The 16,734-nt window shown below is 70.3% G+C and carries 11 protein-coding genes; 3 read left to right on the top strand and 8 right to left on the bottom strand.

All coding sequences use genetic code 11. The annotated features are described in order from the left end of the window. Positions 1 to 14: 14 nt before the first annotated feature. The 8 genes from M9917_RS08575 to M9917_RS08540 all read right to left on the bottom strand — a co-directional run bounded on the left by M9917_RS08575 (position 15) and on the right by M9917_RS08540 (position 11,578). Positions 15 to 1,082: a patatin-like phospholipase family protein gene (locus M9917_RS08575; RefSeq protein WP_297252728.1), complete on the bottom strand. Its 1,068-nt coding sequence runs from the start codon at positions 1,080 to 1,082 to the stop codon at positions 15 to 17. Between the two features lie 31 nt (positions 1,083 to 1,113). Beyond that, entirely contained in the window at positions 1,114 to 2,841 is a 1,728-nt protein-coding gene (locus M9917_RS08570; protein WP_297252726.1) for a hypothetical protein, read from the bottom strand. Then, a complete protein-coding gene (locus M9917_RS08565) occupies positions 2,838 to 3,344 on the bottom strand; it encodes a DUF1269 domain-containing protein (protein ID WP_297252724.1) in 507 nt (168 codons plus the stop codon). The genes M9917_RS08570 and M9917_RS08565 overlap by 4 nt, the downstream gene beginning before the upstream one ends. Before the next feature lie 38 nt (positions 3,345 to 3,382). After that, a complete protein-coding gene (locus M9917_RS08560) occupies positions 3,383 to 4,828 on the bottom strand; it encodes a M17 family peptidase N-terminal domain-containing protein (RefSeq protein ID WP_297252723.1) in 1,446 nt (481 codons plus the stop codon). A gap of 21 nt (positions 4,829 to 4,849) precedes the next feature. Beyond that, on the bottom strand, positions 4,850 to 5,989 hold the full coding sequence (locus M9917_RS08555; protein ID WP_297252721.1) for an efflux RND transporter periplasmic adaptor subunit: 1,140 nt from the start codon (positions 5,987 to 5,989) through the stop codon (positions 4,850 to 4,852). Beyond that, a complete protein-coding gene (locus M9917_RS08550) occupies positions 5,986 to 9,066 on the bottom strand; it encodes an efflux RND transporter permease subunit (protein WP_297252719.1) in 3,081 nt (1,026 codons plus the stop codon). The genes M9917_RS08555 and M9917_RS08550 overlap by 4 nt, the downstream gene beginning before the upstream one ends. Next, positions 9,063 to 10,163 (bottom strand): efflux RND transporter periplasmic adaptor subunit, encoded by a 1,101-nt coding sequence (locus M9917_RS08545; RefSeq protein ID WP_297252717.1) that lies wholly within the window; start codon positions 10,161 to 10,163, stop codon positions 9,063 to 9,065. The genes M9917_RS08550 and M9917_RS08545 overlap by 4 nt, the downstream gene beginning before the upstream one ends. A 251-nt stretch (positions 10,164 to 10,414) precedes the next feature. Continuing rightward, positions 10,415 to 11,578 carry an alpha/beta hydrolase gene (locus M9917_RS08540; protein WP_297252716.1) on the bottom strand — a complete coding sequence of 388 codons (1,164 nt, stop codon included), beginning with the start codon at positions 11,576 to 11,578 and terminating at the stop codon, positions 10,415 to 10,417. Positions 11,579 to 12,013: 435 nt separating this feature from the next. Between M9917_RS08540 and M9917_RS08535 the strand changes: the two genes are divergently transcribed. The 3 genes from M9917_RS08535 to M9917_RS08525 are packed head-to-tail and all read left to right on the top strand — an operon-like array spanning position 12,014 to position 16,705. Next, entirely contained in the window at positions 12,014 to 13,561 is a 1,548-nt protein-coding gene (locus M9917_RS08535) for an AbgT family transporter (RefSeq protein ID WP_297252714.1), read from the top strand. A 55-nt stretch (positions 13,562 to 13,616) separates the two neighbouring features. Next, a complete protein-coding gene (locus tag M9917_RS08530; RefSeq protein WP_297252712.1) occupies positions 13,617 to 14,822 on the top strand; it encodes a M20/M25/M40 family metallo-hydrolase in 1,206 nt (401 codons plus the stop codon). A gap of 53 nt (positions 14,823 to 14,875) precedes the next feature. Further along, entirely contained in the window at positions 14,876 to 16,705 is a 1,830-nt protein-coding gene (locus M9917_RS08525; RefSeq protein WP_297252710.1) for an SLC13 family permease, read from the top strand. Positions 16,706 to 16,734 lie beyond the last annotated feature (29 nt).

Genomic DNA, 16,734 nt, shown 5'->3' with positions numbered 1-16,734 from the left:
CCGCGAAGCCATCGTCAGATCCCCTCGGTGAATTCGAGGAGATCGAGCGTCGAGCTCTTGCCGATCGCGTCGCTGTGCTCGCGATAGAACGCCTCGGCGGAGCGCCGGCCCTCGTCATGGAGCATGGTGAAGAACTCCCATTCGGCGTTGAGCTTCGAGGAGTAGCCGAGGTCGATCATCGCGTCGCTGGTGATGCGGTGCATCCGCATGCGCGCCCAGCGCGCGGCCTCGCTGCCCTTGGTCAGCGCCTCGCGCTGCAGGAGCGCCATCATCCTGAGCTCCTTCAGCAGGACCGCGTTGAAGGAGACCTCGTTGAGACGGTTCAGGATGTCGCGCGCCAGCCGCGGCGTGCCCGGCCGCTCGACCGGGTTGATCTGGACGAGGATGGTGTCGCTCGCCGTGCTGTCCTTGATCAGCGGGGTCATGGTCGGGTTGCCGGAATAGCCGCCGTCCCAATAGCTCTCTCCGTCGATCTCGACCGCCTGGAACAGGGTCGGCAGGCAGGCCGAGGCGAGCAGCACCTGCGGCGTGATCTCGCCGTTGCGGAAGACGCGGTTGCGCCCGGTCCTCACGTTCGTCGCGGAGATGAAGAGCTTGATCGGGCCACTGGCGATGGCGTCGAAGTCGATCTCCTCGGCGAGGATGTCCATCAGCGGATTCACGCCGGCCGGGTTGAGGCTGTAGGGCGAGACCACGCGCGACATCATGTCCATCGCCACGAAGAGCGGCGAGGAATCGAGCGTCCAGCGCCCGAGCAGCATGTCGAGCGGCGTGCGCTGGAACGGGCTGAAGCGCCCCGCGTCGGAGACCTTGCGCCAGTACCGGTCCAGCGCCTCGCGGGCCCCGGCGCGCCCGCCCCGGGCATAGCCGGACGCCAGCACGGCGGCGTTCATCGCCCCGGCCGAGGTGCCGGAGATCGCCTCGATCGTCAGCCAGTCCTCCTCGAGGATCCGGCTGAGCACGCCCCAGGTGAAGGCGCCGTGCGCGCCGCCGCCCTGGAGGGCGAGGTCGATGTTGAGCGGCTCGCGCTGCGCCTTGCCCGCACCCGCGGCCCGGCTGGAGGAAACAGGCGTCTTGCTCACGACATCACCTTTGCTGCTGGGACCGGGCGCCTCACGGCGATTTCACCAGCCCCGAGAAACCCGCGACCGCGAGGAGGCTCAAGGCCCAGCCGACGACCGATTGGAAATAGAAATACCCCATCGCGCCACGCCCCCCGGGCTTGCCGGGATTCGGCCGCCAGAAGGTGCGCTGCCCCATATCGAGCACCGGCAGCAGCGTGTCGAGCGAATACATCCATGGGCTGAAGGCGGGATAGCTGGACGCCTCCCAGCGCTGGCGGAAGCAGGCGAGCTGGGTCTGCCCCGGCACTGCCAGCCCTCGCGACGGCCCGCTGGCCACCAGCGTCCGGCTCTCGTCCGGCCCGATGCCGCACAAGGTCCATTCCGGCGCGCGCAGCACGACCGCGCTGTTGGGCATCACCGCGCCCTGGCCCTCGGCATAGGCGAAGACCGCCACGCCCGTGAGCCAGAAGAACACGAGCCAGACCAGCGCGAAGAGCGGCCTGCGGCCATAGCCGACCGTGATCGCGAGGATGCCGTCCCCGACGAGGAGGAGCCCGCGCCAGACGGGATTGTGCGTGCGCGCCCGCCGCGCCCGGCGCTGCAGTTTCTCCTTGACGACGAGCACGGCGGCGGCGTCCTCGCCATGCCCGGTCTCGCGGAACACCGCGGCGAGCTGCTCATAGGGCTGCGGCCAGAAATCCTCGCCCCAGCGCTCGGGCGCCTGGCGCGCGAGCCAGTCGAGCCGGCTTTCGGCATCGACCGGCCCGCCGATGAAGGCGCCGTAGAGGCAGCGGTTGAGCAGCAGCTCGCCGGGCTTGGGCCAGGAGGCCGCCTCGTCGTGGATCGTTCCGAACGAGGCGCCGGTAAGGTCGAGCGTGCCGTCGAGCCTGGCCTCGCGCCGCAGGAAGAAGGCGCCCTTGACCACGACCCGGCTCGCCTGGACGGCGATGGCTCCCGGATTCTCGACGACGGCGCCGGAGCAGTCGAGGTCGCCGGCGATGTCGGAGCCGGTCAGGGCGACCTCGCCCTCGAAGCGCGCGCTCTTGAGCAGGACGCTGCCGTGGCAGGAGATCGTGCTGGCATCGAGCGCATGCCGCTCGGCCACGGAGACGCTCGCCCCGGTGAGGTCGAGGTCCGCCGCCAGCACCGCGCCGGAGAGATTGAGGCCGCCGCGCAGCGTCGCGCCGCGCAGCAGCACGTTGCGCACCTCGAGGCTGCGGCCGAGCAGGGCATGGTCGCTCCGGTTGCGGATCGCGGCCCCGTCGCATTGGAGATTGCCGCCGAGGCGGGCCTGGTCGAGATTGATCACGCCCTCGACCTCGGCCCCGCGCAGATAGATCCCGCCGCGCGCCTCGAGCCGCTCGGCCTGCAGGCCCGGCAGCCGCGAGCCGTCGAGGAAGAGGCGGCTGATGATGGCGGCGCGCAGGTTCGGCACCGCCTCGAAACGGCAGTCGTTCAGCCCGATGTCGCGGTAAATGCGGCAGGCTTCGAGATCGAGCCCGCCCTCGATCCAGGCGCCCCGGACGAGGACGCCCTTCTCATGCGGCCGGCAGCCGGGCTCTCCCCCCAGGATCAGGAAGCGCAGGAAGGCGGCCCGCACGGTCCTGGCCGGGTCCGGCTCGGCCGGCAGCACGCCGTCGCCGAGCTTGTCGAAGGTGCCGGACTGGAGCCTGGCGACGATTTCCTCCTCCGCCGGAAGCAGGGGGCGGAAATCGTCGAGGCGGCCGGTCGTGGTCGCCCAGGCGGCCTCCGGCGCCAGGCTCCAGTCCGGGCTCACGCCGCCGGTCCGGCGGCCGTCACCGCCGAGAGCGCCTCGCGCAGCTCGGCCTCCTTCGTCTCGTCGAAGGAGGTCTTGATCAGGGTGCCGCCGCTGCCGCGCAGGTCGGCGAGCACCTTGTCGGTCGTCATCTTGCGGATCAGCAGGAACAGGCCCGCCGTGCCCGGCTGCAGCGCGGAGGCCGCGTCCTTCATGAACTGGTCGTTGATGCCGATGTCGCTGAACTTGCCGCTGAGCGCGCCCGAGGCCGCGCCGATCGCGGTGCCGACCAGCGGCGCCAGGAAAATGAAGCCGATCAGCGTGCCCCACAGCGCGCCGGAGGCGGCGCCCGCCGTGGTCAGGTTGATCATCTGGTTGAGCTTGACCTCGCCCTTGTCGTTCTTGACCACGACGACGGCGTCGCCGAGCTCGATCAGATATTCGCGCTGAAGCGACAGCACCTTCTGCCGCACCTCCTCCGCCTTCTGCTCGGTCGGGAAGGCGATGAAAACGAGATCGCTCATGGGGAAAGCTCCATACGGGTGCGGGGGGGTGGAAAGGTTCAGTGCGGCGTAGCGCGGGCGCGCCCGATCAGGAACTCGGCCAGGAGCGGGACGGGCCGCCCCGTCGAAGAGCGCAACGCGCCGATGGTCGAGGCCGTGCCCGAGATGTCCAGATGCGCCCAGGGGTAGGCGGCCGAGCGCGCCAGGCTGCTGACGACGGCGAGCGCCTCGTCGGCGCAGTCTTCCGCCGGGCCGGCCTCGGGGTCCAGCCCCGGGAAAAGCTCGGCGTCGGCGTCCCACAGCGGCAGTTGCCAGACGCGGTCGCCGGAAATCCCGCCGCATTTCAGGAGTTCAGACGCCAGCGCCTCGTCATTGGCGAACAGGCCGCTGGCCCGGCTGCCGAGCGCCAGCATGCCGGCCCGGCTCAACCCGGCGACGTCGATGACGCAGCTCGGCGAGAACTGCGCGGCGTAAGCCAGCACGTCGCCGAGCAGGGAAACGCTCGAGGCCTCGGGGGCCGGCGCCGCTGCGTCCCGCCCGATGGCGCAGGGCGTGCCCTCCCGCCCCGAGACGGCGACCAGCCCGACCACGTTCACGGCGAGATCGAGCCGCTCGACCGCCCGCATCGCGCCGAAGACGCTGCCGATGCCGCGCATGTCGCGGACCGGACGGCCCGGCCCGGCCCGCTCGCGCGCGAGCGGCAGGTCATGGGCCGCGACGTCGTCGCTGATCAGCACGATCGGCCTGCCGGCCTGCCTGCGGCGCTCGCGGCGCATCACGATCAGCCTGCCGGCGCCGGCCTCCTCCCGCGGCGGGAACGCCGCCGGCCGCGGCCGCTGGAAGGCGGGCCGCTCCAGCACGTCCAGCCGGAAGCCGAACTGCTGCGCCATCGCCTGCGCCATCCGCAGGATGAAGGCCGGCGTGCACAGATCCGGCGGCAGGTCGCCGAGTTGCCTGGCGAAGGAGACTCCCTCCCCGATGGCCACGCCCTGCCGCAGTGCCGCGACGAGCGCGGAGGTCAGCGCGCGCGGAACGAGCAGCATGACGCGGCGGGTGCCTTTGCTCACCGGCCGGTCGGGCAGCCCGAAATCATGACGTCGGCCGGCGAGGATCTGCCCGGCCTGGCGCATGCGCCAGTCGAGCGCCCGGCGCGGCACCTCGTTTTCCGCGAGCGTCACCACGATGTCCGTCGCGGGATCGCCGTCGAGAACCCGGGACGTGGCGGCCAGCGCCTGCCGGTAGGCCCGGTCCGAGAATCGCTCGGCCCGCCCGAGGCCGACCAGCAGCAGGCGCTGCGCCGCGATGCCGGGCAGCGGCCCGACGAACTCCGCCTGGCCGGCCTCCTCGCCGAGATCGATCTGGCTGAGGAGCGCGGCGAGCCGGCCGCCGGAACAAGCGTTCGCCGCCCGCGCCGAGCCGGTCAGCGGCCCGTCCCGGAAGATGCCCAGGATCATGAGCTCGGTCCCGAGCCTCTCCACTTCCCCGGCGGCCGGAACGATATCCATGGGTTCCCGCGCCCTTCTCGCTCAAGGCCGCGGCGGACGCGCCGAGGCCGCCTGCTGGCCGGGAGCGGGCAGCGGCCTGACCCGTTGCCCGGGATGCAGGGCCTGGATTCCGGCCGAGACGATGGTTTCGCCGGGTTCCAGCCCCTGCGACAGGATGACCGTGTCCGGATCGAAGCGCAGCACGTCGACATTGCGCAGCGAGACGGTCGACTTCACGGGATCGACGATCCACACCGCCGGCGAGCGGCCCTGCTGGGTGAGCGCGCTCGCCGGGATCGCGATGATCGCCGCCGTCGAGATCTCGACGATGCCGACGACGGTGGAGCCGAGCCGCATCGCATCGGGCGGATTCTGCAAGCCGACCCTGACGGCGAAGGTCCGCGTCACCGGATCGGCCTGCGGCGCGACCTCGCGGATCGTGCCATAGGCCGTGACGGCCGGCGCATCCGCGAGCGCGACGCGGATCTTCGCATCGGCGAGATGGCCGGCAAGCATCGCCGCCGGCACGTTGAAGACCGCGTCGCGATCGTCGTCGCGGGCGACCTGGGCCACGACCTGGCCCGGCTGCACCACCTCGCCCGGCTCGATGCGCCGGGCTGTGACCACGCCGGCGACATCGGTGCGCAACTCCGTGAAGCTGAGCCGGTCGCGCGCCAGCTCGACCTGCGCCTCCGCGGTCTCCAGCGCGGCCTGCGCCGTCTCCTGCGCCCGCTGCGCCTGGTCGAAGCGCGGACGCGTGGTGAAGCCCTGCGCCATCAGGCTCTCTTGGCGCGCGAAGGTGTTGCGCGTCGTGGTGACCTCGCCGCGCGCCGCCTCCAGCGCCGCCAGCGCCGCGGTCAGCGCGTTCTGCTCCAGGGTGGGCTCCAGCCGCGCGACGACCTGCCCGGCCGTCAGCCGGTCGCCGACATTGACCGGGCGGTCGAGGACGCGCCCGCCGATGCGGAAGGCGAGCCCGACATCCTTCTCGGCCTGGATCTCGCCACTGAGCTGGAGGTCGTCGGCGAACTGCCCCGCCGCGACGGTGACGACGCCGACCGGCCGGTCCTGCACCTGCGGCGCCTGCTCGTCGCGGCAGGAGGCGAGCGCCGTCGCCACCAGCACGATCATCGCCGCCCGTCCCAGTCCGGTCCCCGGCATCCGCCGCGTCGCGATCGCGCTCATGACAGGGAGGCTCCTGCGTCGGCCGTCCGCTGCGCCTCGCCTGCGGGGGTCGCGGCGCCGAAGACGGTCACATAGAGGACGGGGAGGAGAACGAGCGTCAGCACCGTCGCCACCAGCAGGCCGCCCATGATCGCGAAGGCCATCGGCCCCCAGAACACGGTCGGCGCGATCGGGATCATGCCGAGCACGGTCGAGACGGCGGTCAGCATGATCGGCCGGAAGCGCGTCCCGGCGGCGTCGATCGCGGCCTGGGCGACGCTCTTGCCGGCGGCGCGCTCGTCCTCGATCTGGCCGACCAGGATCACCGCGTTCTTGGTGATGATGCCGATCAGGGCGAGGATGCCGAGCAGGGCGACGAAGCCGAGCGGCTTGCCCGAGATGAGGAGCGCCCCGACCACGCCGATCAGCCCGAGCGGCGCGATCGAGAGCACGATCGCGAACAGCCTGAAGCTCTTGAGCTGCGCCATCAGCACGGTGAACATGATCAGCAGCATCACCGGCACCACGGCGATGACCGAGGCCTGCGACTTGGCGCTTTCCTCGACCGAGCCGCCGACGGCGACGTCGTAGTCGGCCGGCAGCGTCGCCCGGAACGCGTCCACCGCCGGTTGCAGCGCGGTGACGACGGTCTCCGGCAGGGTGCCGGGCGTCACATCGGCGGCGACCGTCAGGTTCGGCACGCGGTCGCGGCGCCAGATCAGCGGCGTGTCGAGCCCGTAATCGAAGCTGACGAACTGCGACACCGGCACCGAGCGGCCCGAGGGCAGCGCGACCTGCATGCTGCGCAGCGTGTCGAGCGAGACGCGCTCGGCATCCTGCGCCCGCACGACGACGTCGACGAGATAGATCGAATCGCGCACCTGCGTCACGACGGTGCCGGAGAGAACCGTGTTGACGATGGCCGCGACCGCCGCCGACGAGAGGCCGAGCCGGCGCGCCTCGTCCTGATCGACCCGCAGGCGCAGCTGCCGCGACGGCTCGATCCAGTCGAAATTGATCTGCCGCGTATTGGGGTTGGTGGCGACGACCTGGGCGAGCTTCATCGCGATGGTGCGGACCTCGGCGATGTCGGGGCCGCTCACCCGGTACTGCACCGGCCAGCCGACCGGCGGGCCGAGCTCGAGCGGCGAGACGCGCCCGATCACATTGGGGAACTCCGTGGCCAGCAGCGTCTCGAGCTTCTTCTGCACGCGCTCGCGGGCGGGCACGTCCTTGGCGACGATCACCGCCTGGCTGAAGAAGTCGTTCGGCAGCCGCGCATCGAGCGGGAGATAGAAGCGGATCGCGCCGCGGCCGATATAGGTGCTCCAGCGCTCGATGTCGGGATCGCCCTTCAGCGCCGCCTCGAAGCGGTCGACCAGCCCCTCGCTGGCATAGATCGAGGCGTTCTGCGGCAGGCTCAGATCGACGAGCAGCTCCGGCCGGTCGGAGGCCGGGAAGAACTGGCGCGGCACCAGCGGCAGCGCCATGATCGAGGCGGCGAAGAGCGCGAGCGTCACGGCGATGGTGATCCAGCGCAGCTTGATCGCGCCCGAGAGCATGGACCGGAAGCCGCGCTCGACCCGGCCGGGCTCGGCGCCCTGCGCGGCGGCGTCCGGCGCCTTCAGCATGGCGACGCCGAGCACCGGCGCGAACAGCACGGCGACGAACCAGGAGACGACGAGCGCGATCGTCACCACCGCGAACAGCGAGAAGGTGTATTCGCCGGCCGAGCTCGCGGCGAAGCCGATCGGCACGAAGCCGGCGATGGTGACGAGCGTGCCGGCGAGCATCGCGGTGGCGTATTTGTCGAAGGCGAAGGTCGCCGCCTTCAGCTTCGGCTCGCCGGCGGCGAGCCGGGTGACCATGGCGTCGGTCGTGGTCATGGCGTCGTCGACCAGGAGCGCGAGCGCGATGATCAGCGCGCCGAGCGAGATGCGCTGCATGTCGATGCCGGCGACCAGCATGCAGGCGAAGACGATGGCGAGCGTCAGCGGGATCGCCAGCGCGACGACGAGGCCCGGCCGCACGCCGAGGCTGATGAAGCTGACGACGAGGATGATGCCGACCGCCTGCCAGAGCGACGACATGAAGTCGTCGATCGCATAGGAGACGGTCACCGCCTGGTCGGCGACGAGATGAGGCTCGATGCCGAGCGGCAGGCCGGCGGTGATCTCGCCCATCGCCTTCTTGATGTTGGCGCCGAGCGCCAGGATGTCGCCGCCCTCGCGCATGGCGATGCCGAGCCCGATCGCGTCTTGCCCGTTGGTGCGGAACATCGGCGTCGGCGGATCGGCCTGGCCGCGCCTGATCGTCGCGATATCGGCGAGCCTGACCATCCGGTCCCCGACCGGGAAGTTGATGCCGAGCAGGTCGGCCTCCGACTGGAAGGCGCCCGAGACCCTGACCGAGAAGGTCTCGGCCTGCGTCTGCACCGTGCCCGCCGGCCGCACCACGTTCTGGGCCTGCAGGGCCGCCAGCAGCGCCGCGCGGTCGAGGCCGAGATTGGCGAGCTCGCGCACCGAGAACTCGATGAAGATGCGCTCGTCCTGCGCGCCGATGATCTCGATCTTCGAGACGTCGGGCACGAGCAGCAGCCGCGAGCGGATGGTCTCGACGTGATCGCGCAGCTCGCGGGTGGAGAAACCGTCGGCGGTGAAGCCGTAGATGATGCCGTAGGTGTCGCCGAAGCGGTCGTTGAAGAACGGCCCGAGCGTGCCGGCCGGCAGCGTGTGGCGCATGTCGGCGATCAGGTTGCGGACCCGGTACCAGGTGTCCTGCACCTGCCGCCCGGGTACGTCGCCCTTGAGGTTGACGAAGATCGTCGTCACGCCGGGCTTGGTGTAGCTGCGCACCATGTCGAGCCCGGGCGTCTCCTCGAGCTGCCGCTCGAGCCGCTCCGTCACCTGGGTCAGCGTGTCTTCCATGCTGGCGCCGGGCCAGACCGCGGACACCACCATCGTCTTGATGACGAAGGCCGGATCCTCGTTGCGGCCGAGCTTGACGAAGGCGAAGACGCCGGCCACCACCGCGATGATCATCAGATAGATCACCACCGAGCGGCTCTTCAGCGCCCATTCCGAGAGGTTGAATCTCATCGCGGCTCCGCTCCCATCAGGCGCACCTTCTGGCCTTCCTGCAGAAGCCCGGCTCCGGCGGTGACGACGATGTCGCCGACGTTCAGTCCCTTGGCGATCCAGGCCGTGGCCGGATCGGAATTCGCGACGTCGAGCTTGCGCAGAGCGACGGTCAGGCTCTGCGGATCGACGATCCAGGCGCCGGCGGACTGGTCCCGCCGCGTCAGCGCCGTCGCGGGTACGGCGATCAACCCGCCGCCGGCGGGACGGACCGAGCCGGAGACGGCCGCGCCGAGCCTGAAGGCCGGCGGCGGCTCGGCGAGGCCGACCCGGACCTGGAAGGTCCGGGTGACGGGGTCGGCCTGGGGCGCGATCTCCCGCACCCGGCCGGCCACCTCCGTGCCCGCCTCCCCGGCGAGTGTGACGCGCACCTGAAGGCCCGGCGTGACCCGCCGGACCAGGTCGGCCGGAATCTCGAACACCGCGTCGCGCCCCTCCCGCCGCGCCAGCTGGACGATCATGCGGCCGGCGGCGACGACCTCGGCCGGCTCCGCGCCGACGCGCGTGACGACGCCCGGCGCATCGGCCTTCAGCGTGGTGAAGCCGACGATGTCCTCGGCCGAGGCGACCCGGGCCTGGGCCGCGTCGACCTGGGCGCGGGCGGCGGTGAGCCCCTGCTGGGCCGCCTCGTAATCCGCCTGGGTGGTGATGTGCCGCTCGAGCAGATGGCTCTGGCGCTGGTGCTGGTTCTCCGCCTTGCGCAGGTCGCCCTGCGCCGCGGTCAGCCCGGCCTGGGCCGCGCGCAGGTCGTTGAGCTCGTTCTCGGGATCGAGCCGGGCGACGACCTGCCCGGCGACGACGCTCGCGCCGACGCCGACCAGCCGCTCGGCCAGCCGCCCGCCGATGCGGAACGCCAGCGACGCCTGGTCCTGCGCCTCGACATGGCCGGCGAAGGTGAGATCGGGCGCCTGGCGCAGCGGCTCGACCGTCACGGTGCGGACGTAGCGCACAGGCGCCGGCGGCTCCTTCTCCTGCCGGTTGCAGGCCGTAAGGGCGAGCGCGACGACGAGCGCGGCCGCGACGCAGCCCGGGCGCGATGAAACCGTGCCGCACCTCATGCCCGCGCCCCGGCGGCCCCCCGCAACGGCGGCAGCCCGTCCGGCCGCCCCAAGCTTTGCCTTAACATCGCATGCTTCCCTTGACGACCGCGGCGTCGCGTGCCTGCAGGCGCGCCCATGGCCCCGAAACGCTTCGGGACCACGCCAGCGACGCTAGCAACAGCGGCGGGGCCACGGATCAGCTCAGAATCCCAAACTCTGAGCTGCTTATCCCATTGTTGCAGTGCCCGCGCCATCCGGCGGCGCGGATTCTACGGCGCGGACGCAGCATCGAAGACCCGTATCGAGGCCGTGATCAGGAGCGTCGCGGCGGAGCCGAGCGCGCCGGCTGCGGCCACGGGGGCCGAGACGTCGCCATCGGTGATCACCTGCCCCTGCAGCAGCCTGTCGCCGATGAGACGCACCGCATCGGGGCTGGCCGCGAACAGGTCGTGATTCAGGCGATCGCTGTTGACCTCGGACAGGTCGATCACGGTGATCCCGGAGAGCCCGGCGAACTGGCGGCGATATTCCTCCTGCGTCGGATCGATGCCACCGAGCCGCGTCGCGCCGCGGGCGATGAAGCGCGACAGCTGCAGGGCCCGGTCGTGCTGTGCCGAGAACACCGTGATCTGCGGGCGCTTCGTCCCCATATCCTCGATCTGGCGCCGGAAGACGCCGACATCGAGATCGGGCGAGGCCAGGATGAGGTTGCCGATCTTGCGCGGGACGCCGCCATCCTCGAGCGCGATCTGCCTGACCGCCTCGACGGCGGGCCAGCTCCCCATCGAATGGGCCAGGATCACGATCTCGCGGACGGCGGGGCTGGCCGCGGCCACTTTGAGCAGATCGGCGAGATCGGAGCGTGAATAGGAGGCGTTGTCGAAGTCGCGGCTGTAGTCGAGCAGAAAGCCGCGCGACGGCCAGGAGAACAGCACCGGCGCGGCGTCGGCGTCGGCATCGTGCGCCAGCTGCGCGAAGCGGAAGACCGCCCGGTCGAACGGCGTGTTGAAGCCGTGCACGAACACGAAGACGCGCTTCGCCCGCCCGCCGGTCGCGCGGAACCAGTCGCCGAGCCTGGCCTTCGGCACCGGCTTCGAGGCGGTGACGACGAAATCCCTGGCGGGGTCTCCGGGGATGGAGCGCGGCAGCTGGATGGTGCCGACCTCGCGCTCACGCGGGATCGAGACGACGATGTTGCGGAACGAGACGCCCTCGCCCCGCTCGCCGCTGAAGAGGACACCCGCATCGGCGGAGTGCGCGCGCGTCGTCGCCGCCAGCATGTCGACCTTGTCGGTGCCGGGAACGGGCGAAACCGGCTCGAGCAGCCCGCGCGGCGTCGACGCGCAGCCGGCGAGCCCGGCGGCGAGCGCGAGCGGCAGGAGCCGGGGCAGGCGGACATGACCAGGGCGCGGACGCCGTTCCAACCGCTTCACGCCGTCCACCCCGAAGCCTCGGACATCCCCTTGCTCTCCCCGCCTTGCGAACACAGGACGCGGCCCCGCACCATCGCATCCGGCTCGCCGGCCGACTGTAAAAAGCCGCTCCGCCACCGGCAAGCCCGCGCTCCTTGAACGATTCTATTGTTCCGGCGAATCGCGGAATGGCTCTAAGTTTTTATTCTATCGCATCTTCTTTCGGCGAGCCGGCGGCCGCTTTGCTCGAAAAAGCTCCGGCGCGGACGCTACGGCTCGATTTTGAGACGAGGCGCCAAGAGTTTGGGATTCTCTGCCCATGCGCCCCGCATCGACCAGACTTAAGTTTCCCGCTTGATGCTCCTGAGTTCTGCAGGCGCCCGGATCGTCCGGGTTTTCCTCCTGCCGGCCGCAGGTCCGTCACTGAAGGCCTTCAGGCTTCAAGGGGGAAATGGAATGACCACCGCCGCCGCGCCGAAGACGGCCATGCAGAGATTCCTCGATGGCGTCGAGAGGGTGGGGAACATGGTCCCGCACCCCGTCGTCATCTTCCTGATCCTGATCGGCATCGTCATCGCGCTTTCCGCGGTGCTCGGGCTGTTCGGGGCCGCCGTCACCTTCGAGCGGATCAACCCCGAGACGCACAAGATCGAGCAGGCGAGCACGGCGATCCGCAGCCTGCTGACGCTCGAAGGCATCCGCTTCATGTATTCGTCGCTGGTGCCGAACTTCATGAGCTTCACGGCGGTCGGCCTGATGATCGTGGCCATGATCGGCGCCGGCGTCGCCGAGGAATCGGGGCTGGTGACGGCGCTGATCCGCAAGCTCGTCATCGTCTCCCCCGGCTGGGCGCTGACCTATATCCTGTCCTTCGTCGGCATCCTGTCCTCGATCGCGGCGGACGCCGGCTATCTGGTCCTGATCCCGCTCGCCGGCGTCGCCTATCTCGCCGTCGGCCGCAACCCGGTGGCCGGCCTGGCACTGGGCTTCGCGGCGGTGGCCGGTGCCTTCACCGTCAACATGCTGATCAAGCCGCTCGACGCGGTTCTGGTCGAGTTCACCAACGACGCCGCCCGGCTGGTCGATCCGAACCGCTCGATCGGGCTTGCCTCCAATCTCTGGTTCTCGATCGCCTCGGTCCTGGTCCTGACCATCGTCGTCGCCTTCATCACCGACCGGGTCGTGTCGCCGCGCCTGGGCGCCTACGATCCCAAGACGGCAGCCGAAGGCACCGTGACCGAGCAGGGCGCCGTGCTGTCCAAAGCGGAATCGCGCGGCCTGCGCTATGCTGGCTTCGGCATGCTCGCGCTGATCGCCGTGTTCTGCCTGCTGACGCTGCCCGCGGGCGCGCCCTTGCGCAATCCGACGACCGGCGAGCTGATCGGCAACTCGCCCTTCATGAACGGGCTGATCGCGCTGATCATGCTGATGTTCCTGATCAGCGGCTGGACCTACGGCATCGGCGCCGGAACGATGCGGACCCTGACCGAGGTGATCGCGGCGATCGAGAAGTCGATCAAGAGCATGGGCGGCACGATCTTCCTGTTCTTCGTGCTCAGCCAGTTCGTCGCCTATTTCACCTACACCAATATCGGCACGGTGATGGCGCTGAGCCTGTCGGGCGTGCTGCAGGCGGCAAATATCGGGGCGTTGCCGCTCTTGATCGGCTTCATCGTGGTAGTCGCGATCATAGACCTGCTGCTCACCGGCGCGATCGCGAAATGGGCGATCTTCGCGCCCGTCTTCGTGCCGTTGCTGATGAAGCTCGGCGTCGAGCCGGAAGCCGTGCTGGCCGCCTATCGCGTCGGCGATTCGCCGATGAACGCGATCACCCCGCTCAACGCCTATTTCGCTCTCGTCGTCGGCTTCACGCAGAAATACGACCGCAACGCCGGCGTCGGCACGGTCGTCTCGCTGATGCTGCCCTATGTCGTCTGGATGTTCGTGGTCTGGACCGCCCTCTTCGCGCTCTGGAAGGTGCTCGGGCTGCCGTGGGGCCTCTAGTGCCCCGCCGCGCCTCGGCATCACGACGCCGCTTTCAATCGATCGGATCACCATCATGAGCACACCCAACATCCCCCTCGACGTCGAAGCCGCCATCGCGCATCTGATGCGCTTCCTCTCGGTCGAGGGCGTGACCGGCCAGGAGGCCAAGATCGGCGCCGCCGTCGTCGACGCGTTGAAGGCGGTCGGCGTGCCGGCCTCCGCGATCCGCTTCGACGACGCCAACAAGCGCATCCCGCTGCCGACCGAGACCGGCAACCTGATCGTCGACCTGCCCGGCACCCGGCCGGGCCCGCGCCTGCTGTTCTCGACCCATCTCGACACCGTGCCGCTCTGCGCCGGCGCCAAGCCGAAGCGCGAGGGCGACCGCATCGTCTCCGACGGCACCACCGCGCTCGGCGGCGACGCGCGCACCGGCGTGGCCCTGCTCGTCGTGCTGGCCGAGACGCTGATCAAGCACAAGCTGCCGCATCCGCCGATCACGCTGCTGTTCACGGTGCGCGAGGAGAGCGGCCTGCACGGCGCGCGCGAACTCGACCCGAAGGACCTCGGCGGCGCGGCGATGTGCATCAACGTCGACGGCCAGCTCTCTTCCGAGCTCCTGATCGGCGCCGTCGGCCAGGAGAACTGGGAGGTCGAGATCACCGGCAAGGCGTCCCACGCCGGCGTCGCGCCCGAGAAGGGCATCTCGGCCACGCTCGTCGGCGCGATCGCGATCGCGGAAGCCCGGCGCGAGGGCTGGTTCGGCAAGATCGTCAAGCCCGACGGGCGCGGCACCAGCAATGTCGGCATCTTCGGCGGAAAGGGCGGCACGGTCGCGGCCGGCGACGCCACCAACGTCGTCACCGACTACGCCTTCATCCGCGGCGAGGCCCGCAGCCCCGAGGCCGCCTTCGCCACCAAGATCGCCGAAGGCTTCAAGGCCGCCTTCGCCAAGGCGCAGGGCGAGGTCAAGGACGACGCCGGCGAGACCGCGAAGGTGACCTTCACCCACAAGCCGAGCTATCCGCCCTTCGAGCTCGCCAAGGACGCCCCGGTGGTGCAGCGCGCCGCCAAGGCGCTCGGCCTGCTCGGCATCGAGCCGGTCTATCTGTTCTCCAATGGCGGCCTCGACGCCAACTGGCTCGACAAGCACGGCGTGCCGACGATCACCATCGGCGCCGGCCAGGCCGAGATCCATACGATCAAGGAATATGTCAGGCTCGACGAATACGAGAAGGGTTGCCGCCTCGGCATCCTGATGGCGACGCTCGAAGACTAAAAAGACCCCAAGCAGGGCCTGCCGCCGCGCAGCCCCCCACAAGGAGCCGCCGCGTGAGCCCGATCGCCTATACCGGCCTGATCATCGCCATAGCCGTCGTCCTGTTCATCACGAACAGGGTGCCCGTCGTGCTCGTCGCGATGGGCACGGCGCTCGGCCTGTGGGCGACAGGCGTGCTCACCCTGCCCCAGGCGCTCGCCGGCCTCGGCGACCCGGCCGTCATCTTCATCGCCTCGCTCTTCGTCGTCTCGTCGGGGCTGGAGGTCACCGGCGTCACCGCCTGGGCCGGCCAGCTCCTGATCAGGGGTGCGGGCGAGGAAAGCCGCACCCGCCTGCTGGTGCTGATGATGGGGCTGGTGGCGCTGCTCGTCGCGCTGATCAGCCTCAACGGCGCGGTCGCGGCGCTGCTGCCGGTCGTCGTCGTCACCGCGGTCAGGCTCAAGCGCAACTCCTCGCAGCTCCTGATGCCGCTGGTCTTTGCCGGCCATGCCGGCTCCATGCTGGCGCTGACCGGCACCCCGGTGAACGTGCTCGTCTCGGAGGCGGCGCTCGATGCCGGCGTCGGCGGCTTCGGCTTCTTCGAGTTCGCGCTGGCCGGCGTCCCGCTGCTCGTCGGCACCATGGCGATCATCATCCTGTTCGGCGAGCGGCTGCTGCCGCAGCGCAACGGCGCGACCATGCCGGCGGATTTCAGCCGCCACGCCAAGACCCTGGTCGAGCAATACGGGCTGTCGAGCGGCATCCACCAGCTGCGCATCCGCGCGACCTGCCCCTATGTCGGCCAGCCTTCCAGCGCGATCACGCTCGCCGACTGGCCCGGCCTCCAGCTCGTCGCCGTCCAGGACGGCGCGACCGCCGGCCCCCTGCGCCGCACCGCGATCGCCGACGGCGACCAGCTCCTGCTGCGCGGCGATGCCGAGGCCGTGGCCGATTTCGCCGCCCGGATGCATCTGTCCTTCCGCGAGGAAGGGCCCACCGACAGCGAGGAAACCCTGTTCAACCGCCGCTCGGGCCTCGCCGAGGTGGTGATCCCGCCCCGTTCCGGCCTGATCGGCCAGACCGTGTTTCCGGGCATGGTCACCGAGAGCGGCGACCTCATCATCCTCGCCGTGCAGCGCGGCGCCGGCGAGCCCACGGACGGCGACGAGCCGAAGACGGCCGGCGTCGTGCTCCAGCCCGGCGACACCATGCTGCTGCAAGGCACCTGGAAGGCGCTCGACACCCATCTCGACGATCCCGACGTGCTCGTCGTCTCGTCGCCGGAGCTGGTCAGGCGCCAGGCCGTTCCGATGGGGCCGGGCGCCAAGCAGGCGATCATCATCCTGCTGGCGATGGTGGTGATGCTGGCGACCGGCATCGTGCCATCCGCGGTGGCGGGCCTGCTGGCGGCCGGCGCGATCATCCTCAGCGGCATCATGACCGTCGAGCAGTCCTACCGCGCGATCAGCTGGACCACCGTGATCCTGGTCGGCGCGATGATGCCGCTCTCCACCGCGATGATCGAGACCGGCGCCGCGCAGATGCTGGCCGACCGCCTCGTCGCCATGGTCGGCGATGCCGGGCCGATGGCGCTGCTCGCCGGGCTGTTCGTGCTGACCGCGGTGCTGGGCCAGCTCATCAGCAACACGGCGACCGCGCTGATCATCATCCCGATCGGCGTCGCCGCCGCCGCCAGCATGGGCATTTCGCCGCGCCCGGTGCTGATGAGCACGGCGGTGGCCGCCGCCGGCGCCTTCCTGACCCCGATCGCGACGCCGACCAACCTGATGGTGATGGGCCCGGGCGGCTATGTCTTCAGCGATTACTGGAAGCTCGGCCTGCCGCTGCTGATCTGGTTCTTCGTCGTCGCGGTCTTCATCGTGCCGCTGATCTGGCGCTTCTGAAGCTGCGCCGGCGCGGAGACAGCCTGCGC

This window comes from Bosea sp. (in: a-proteobacteria) (assembly GCF_023953965.1).
GTDB lineage: Bacteria > Pseudomonadota > Alphaproteobacteria > Rhizobiales > Beijerinckiaceae > Allobosea.
This window is presented reverse-complemented; position numbering and strand designations above follow the sequence as displayed.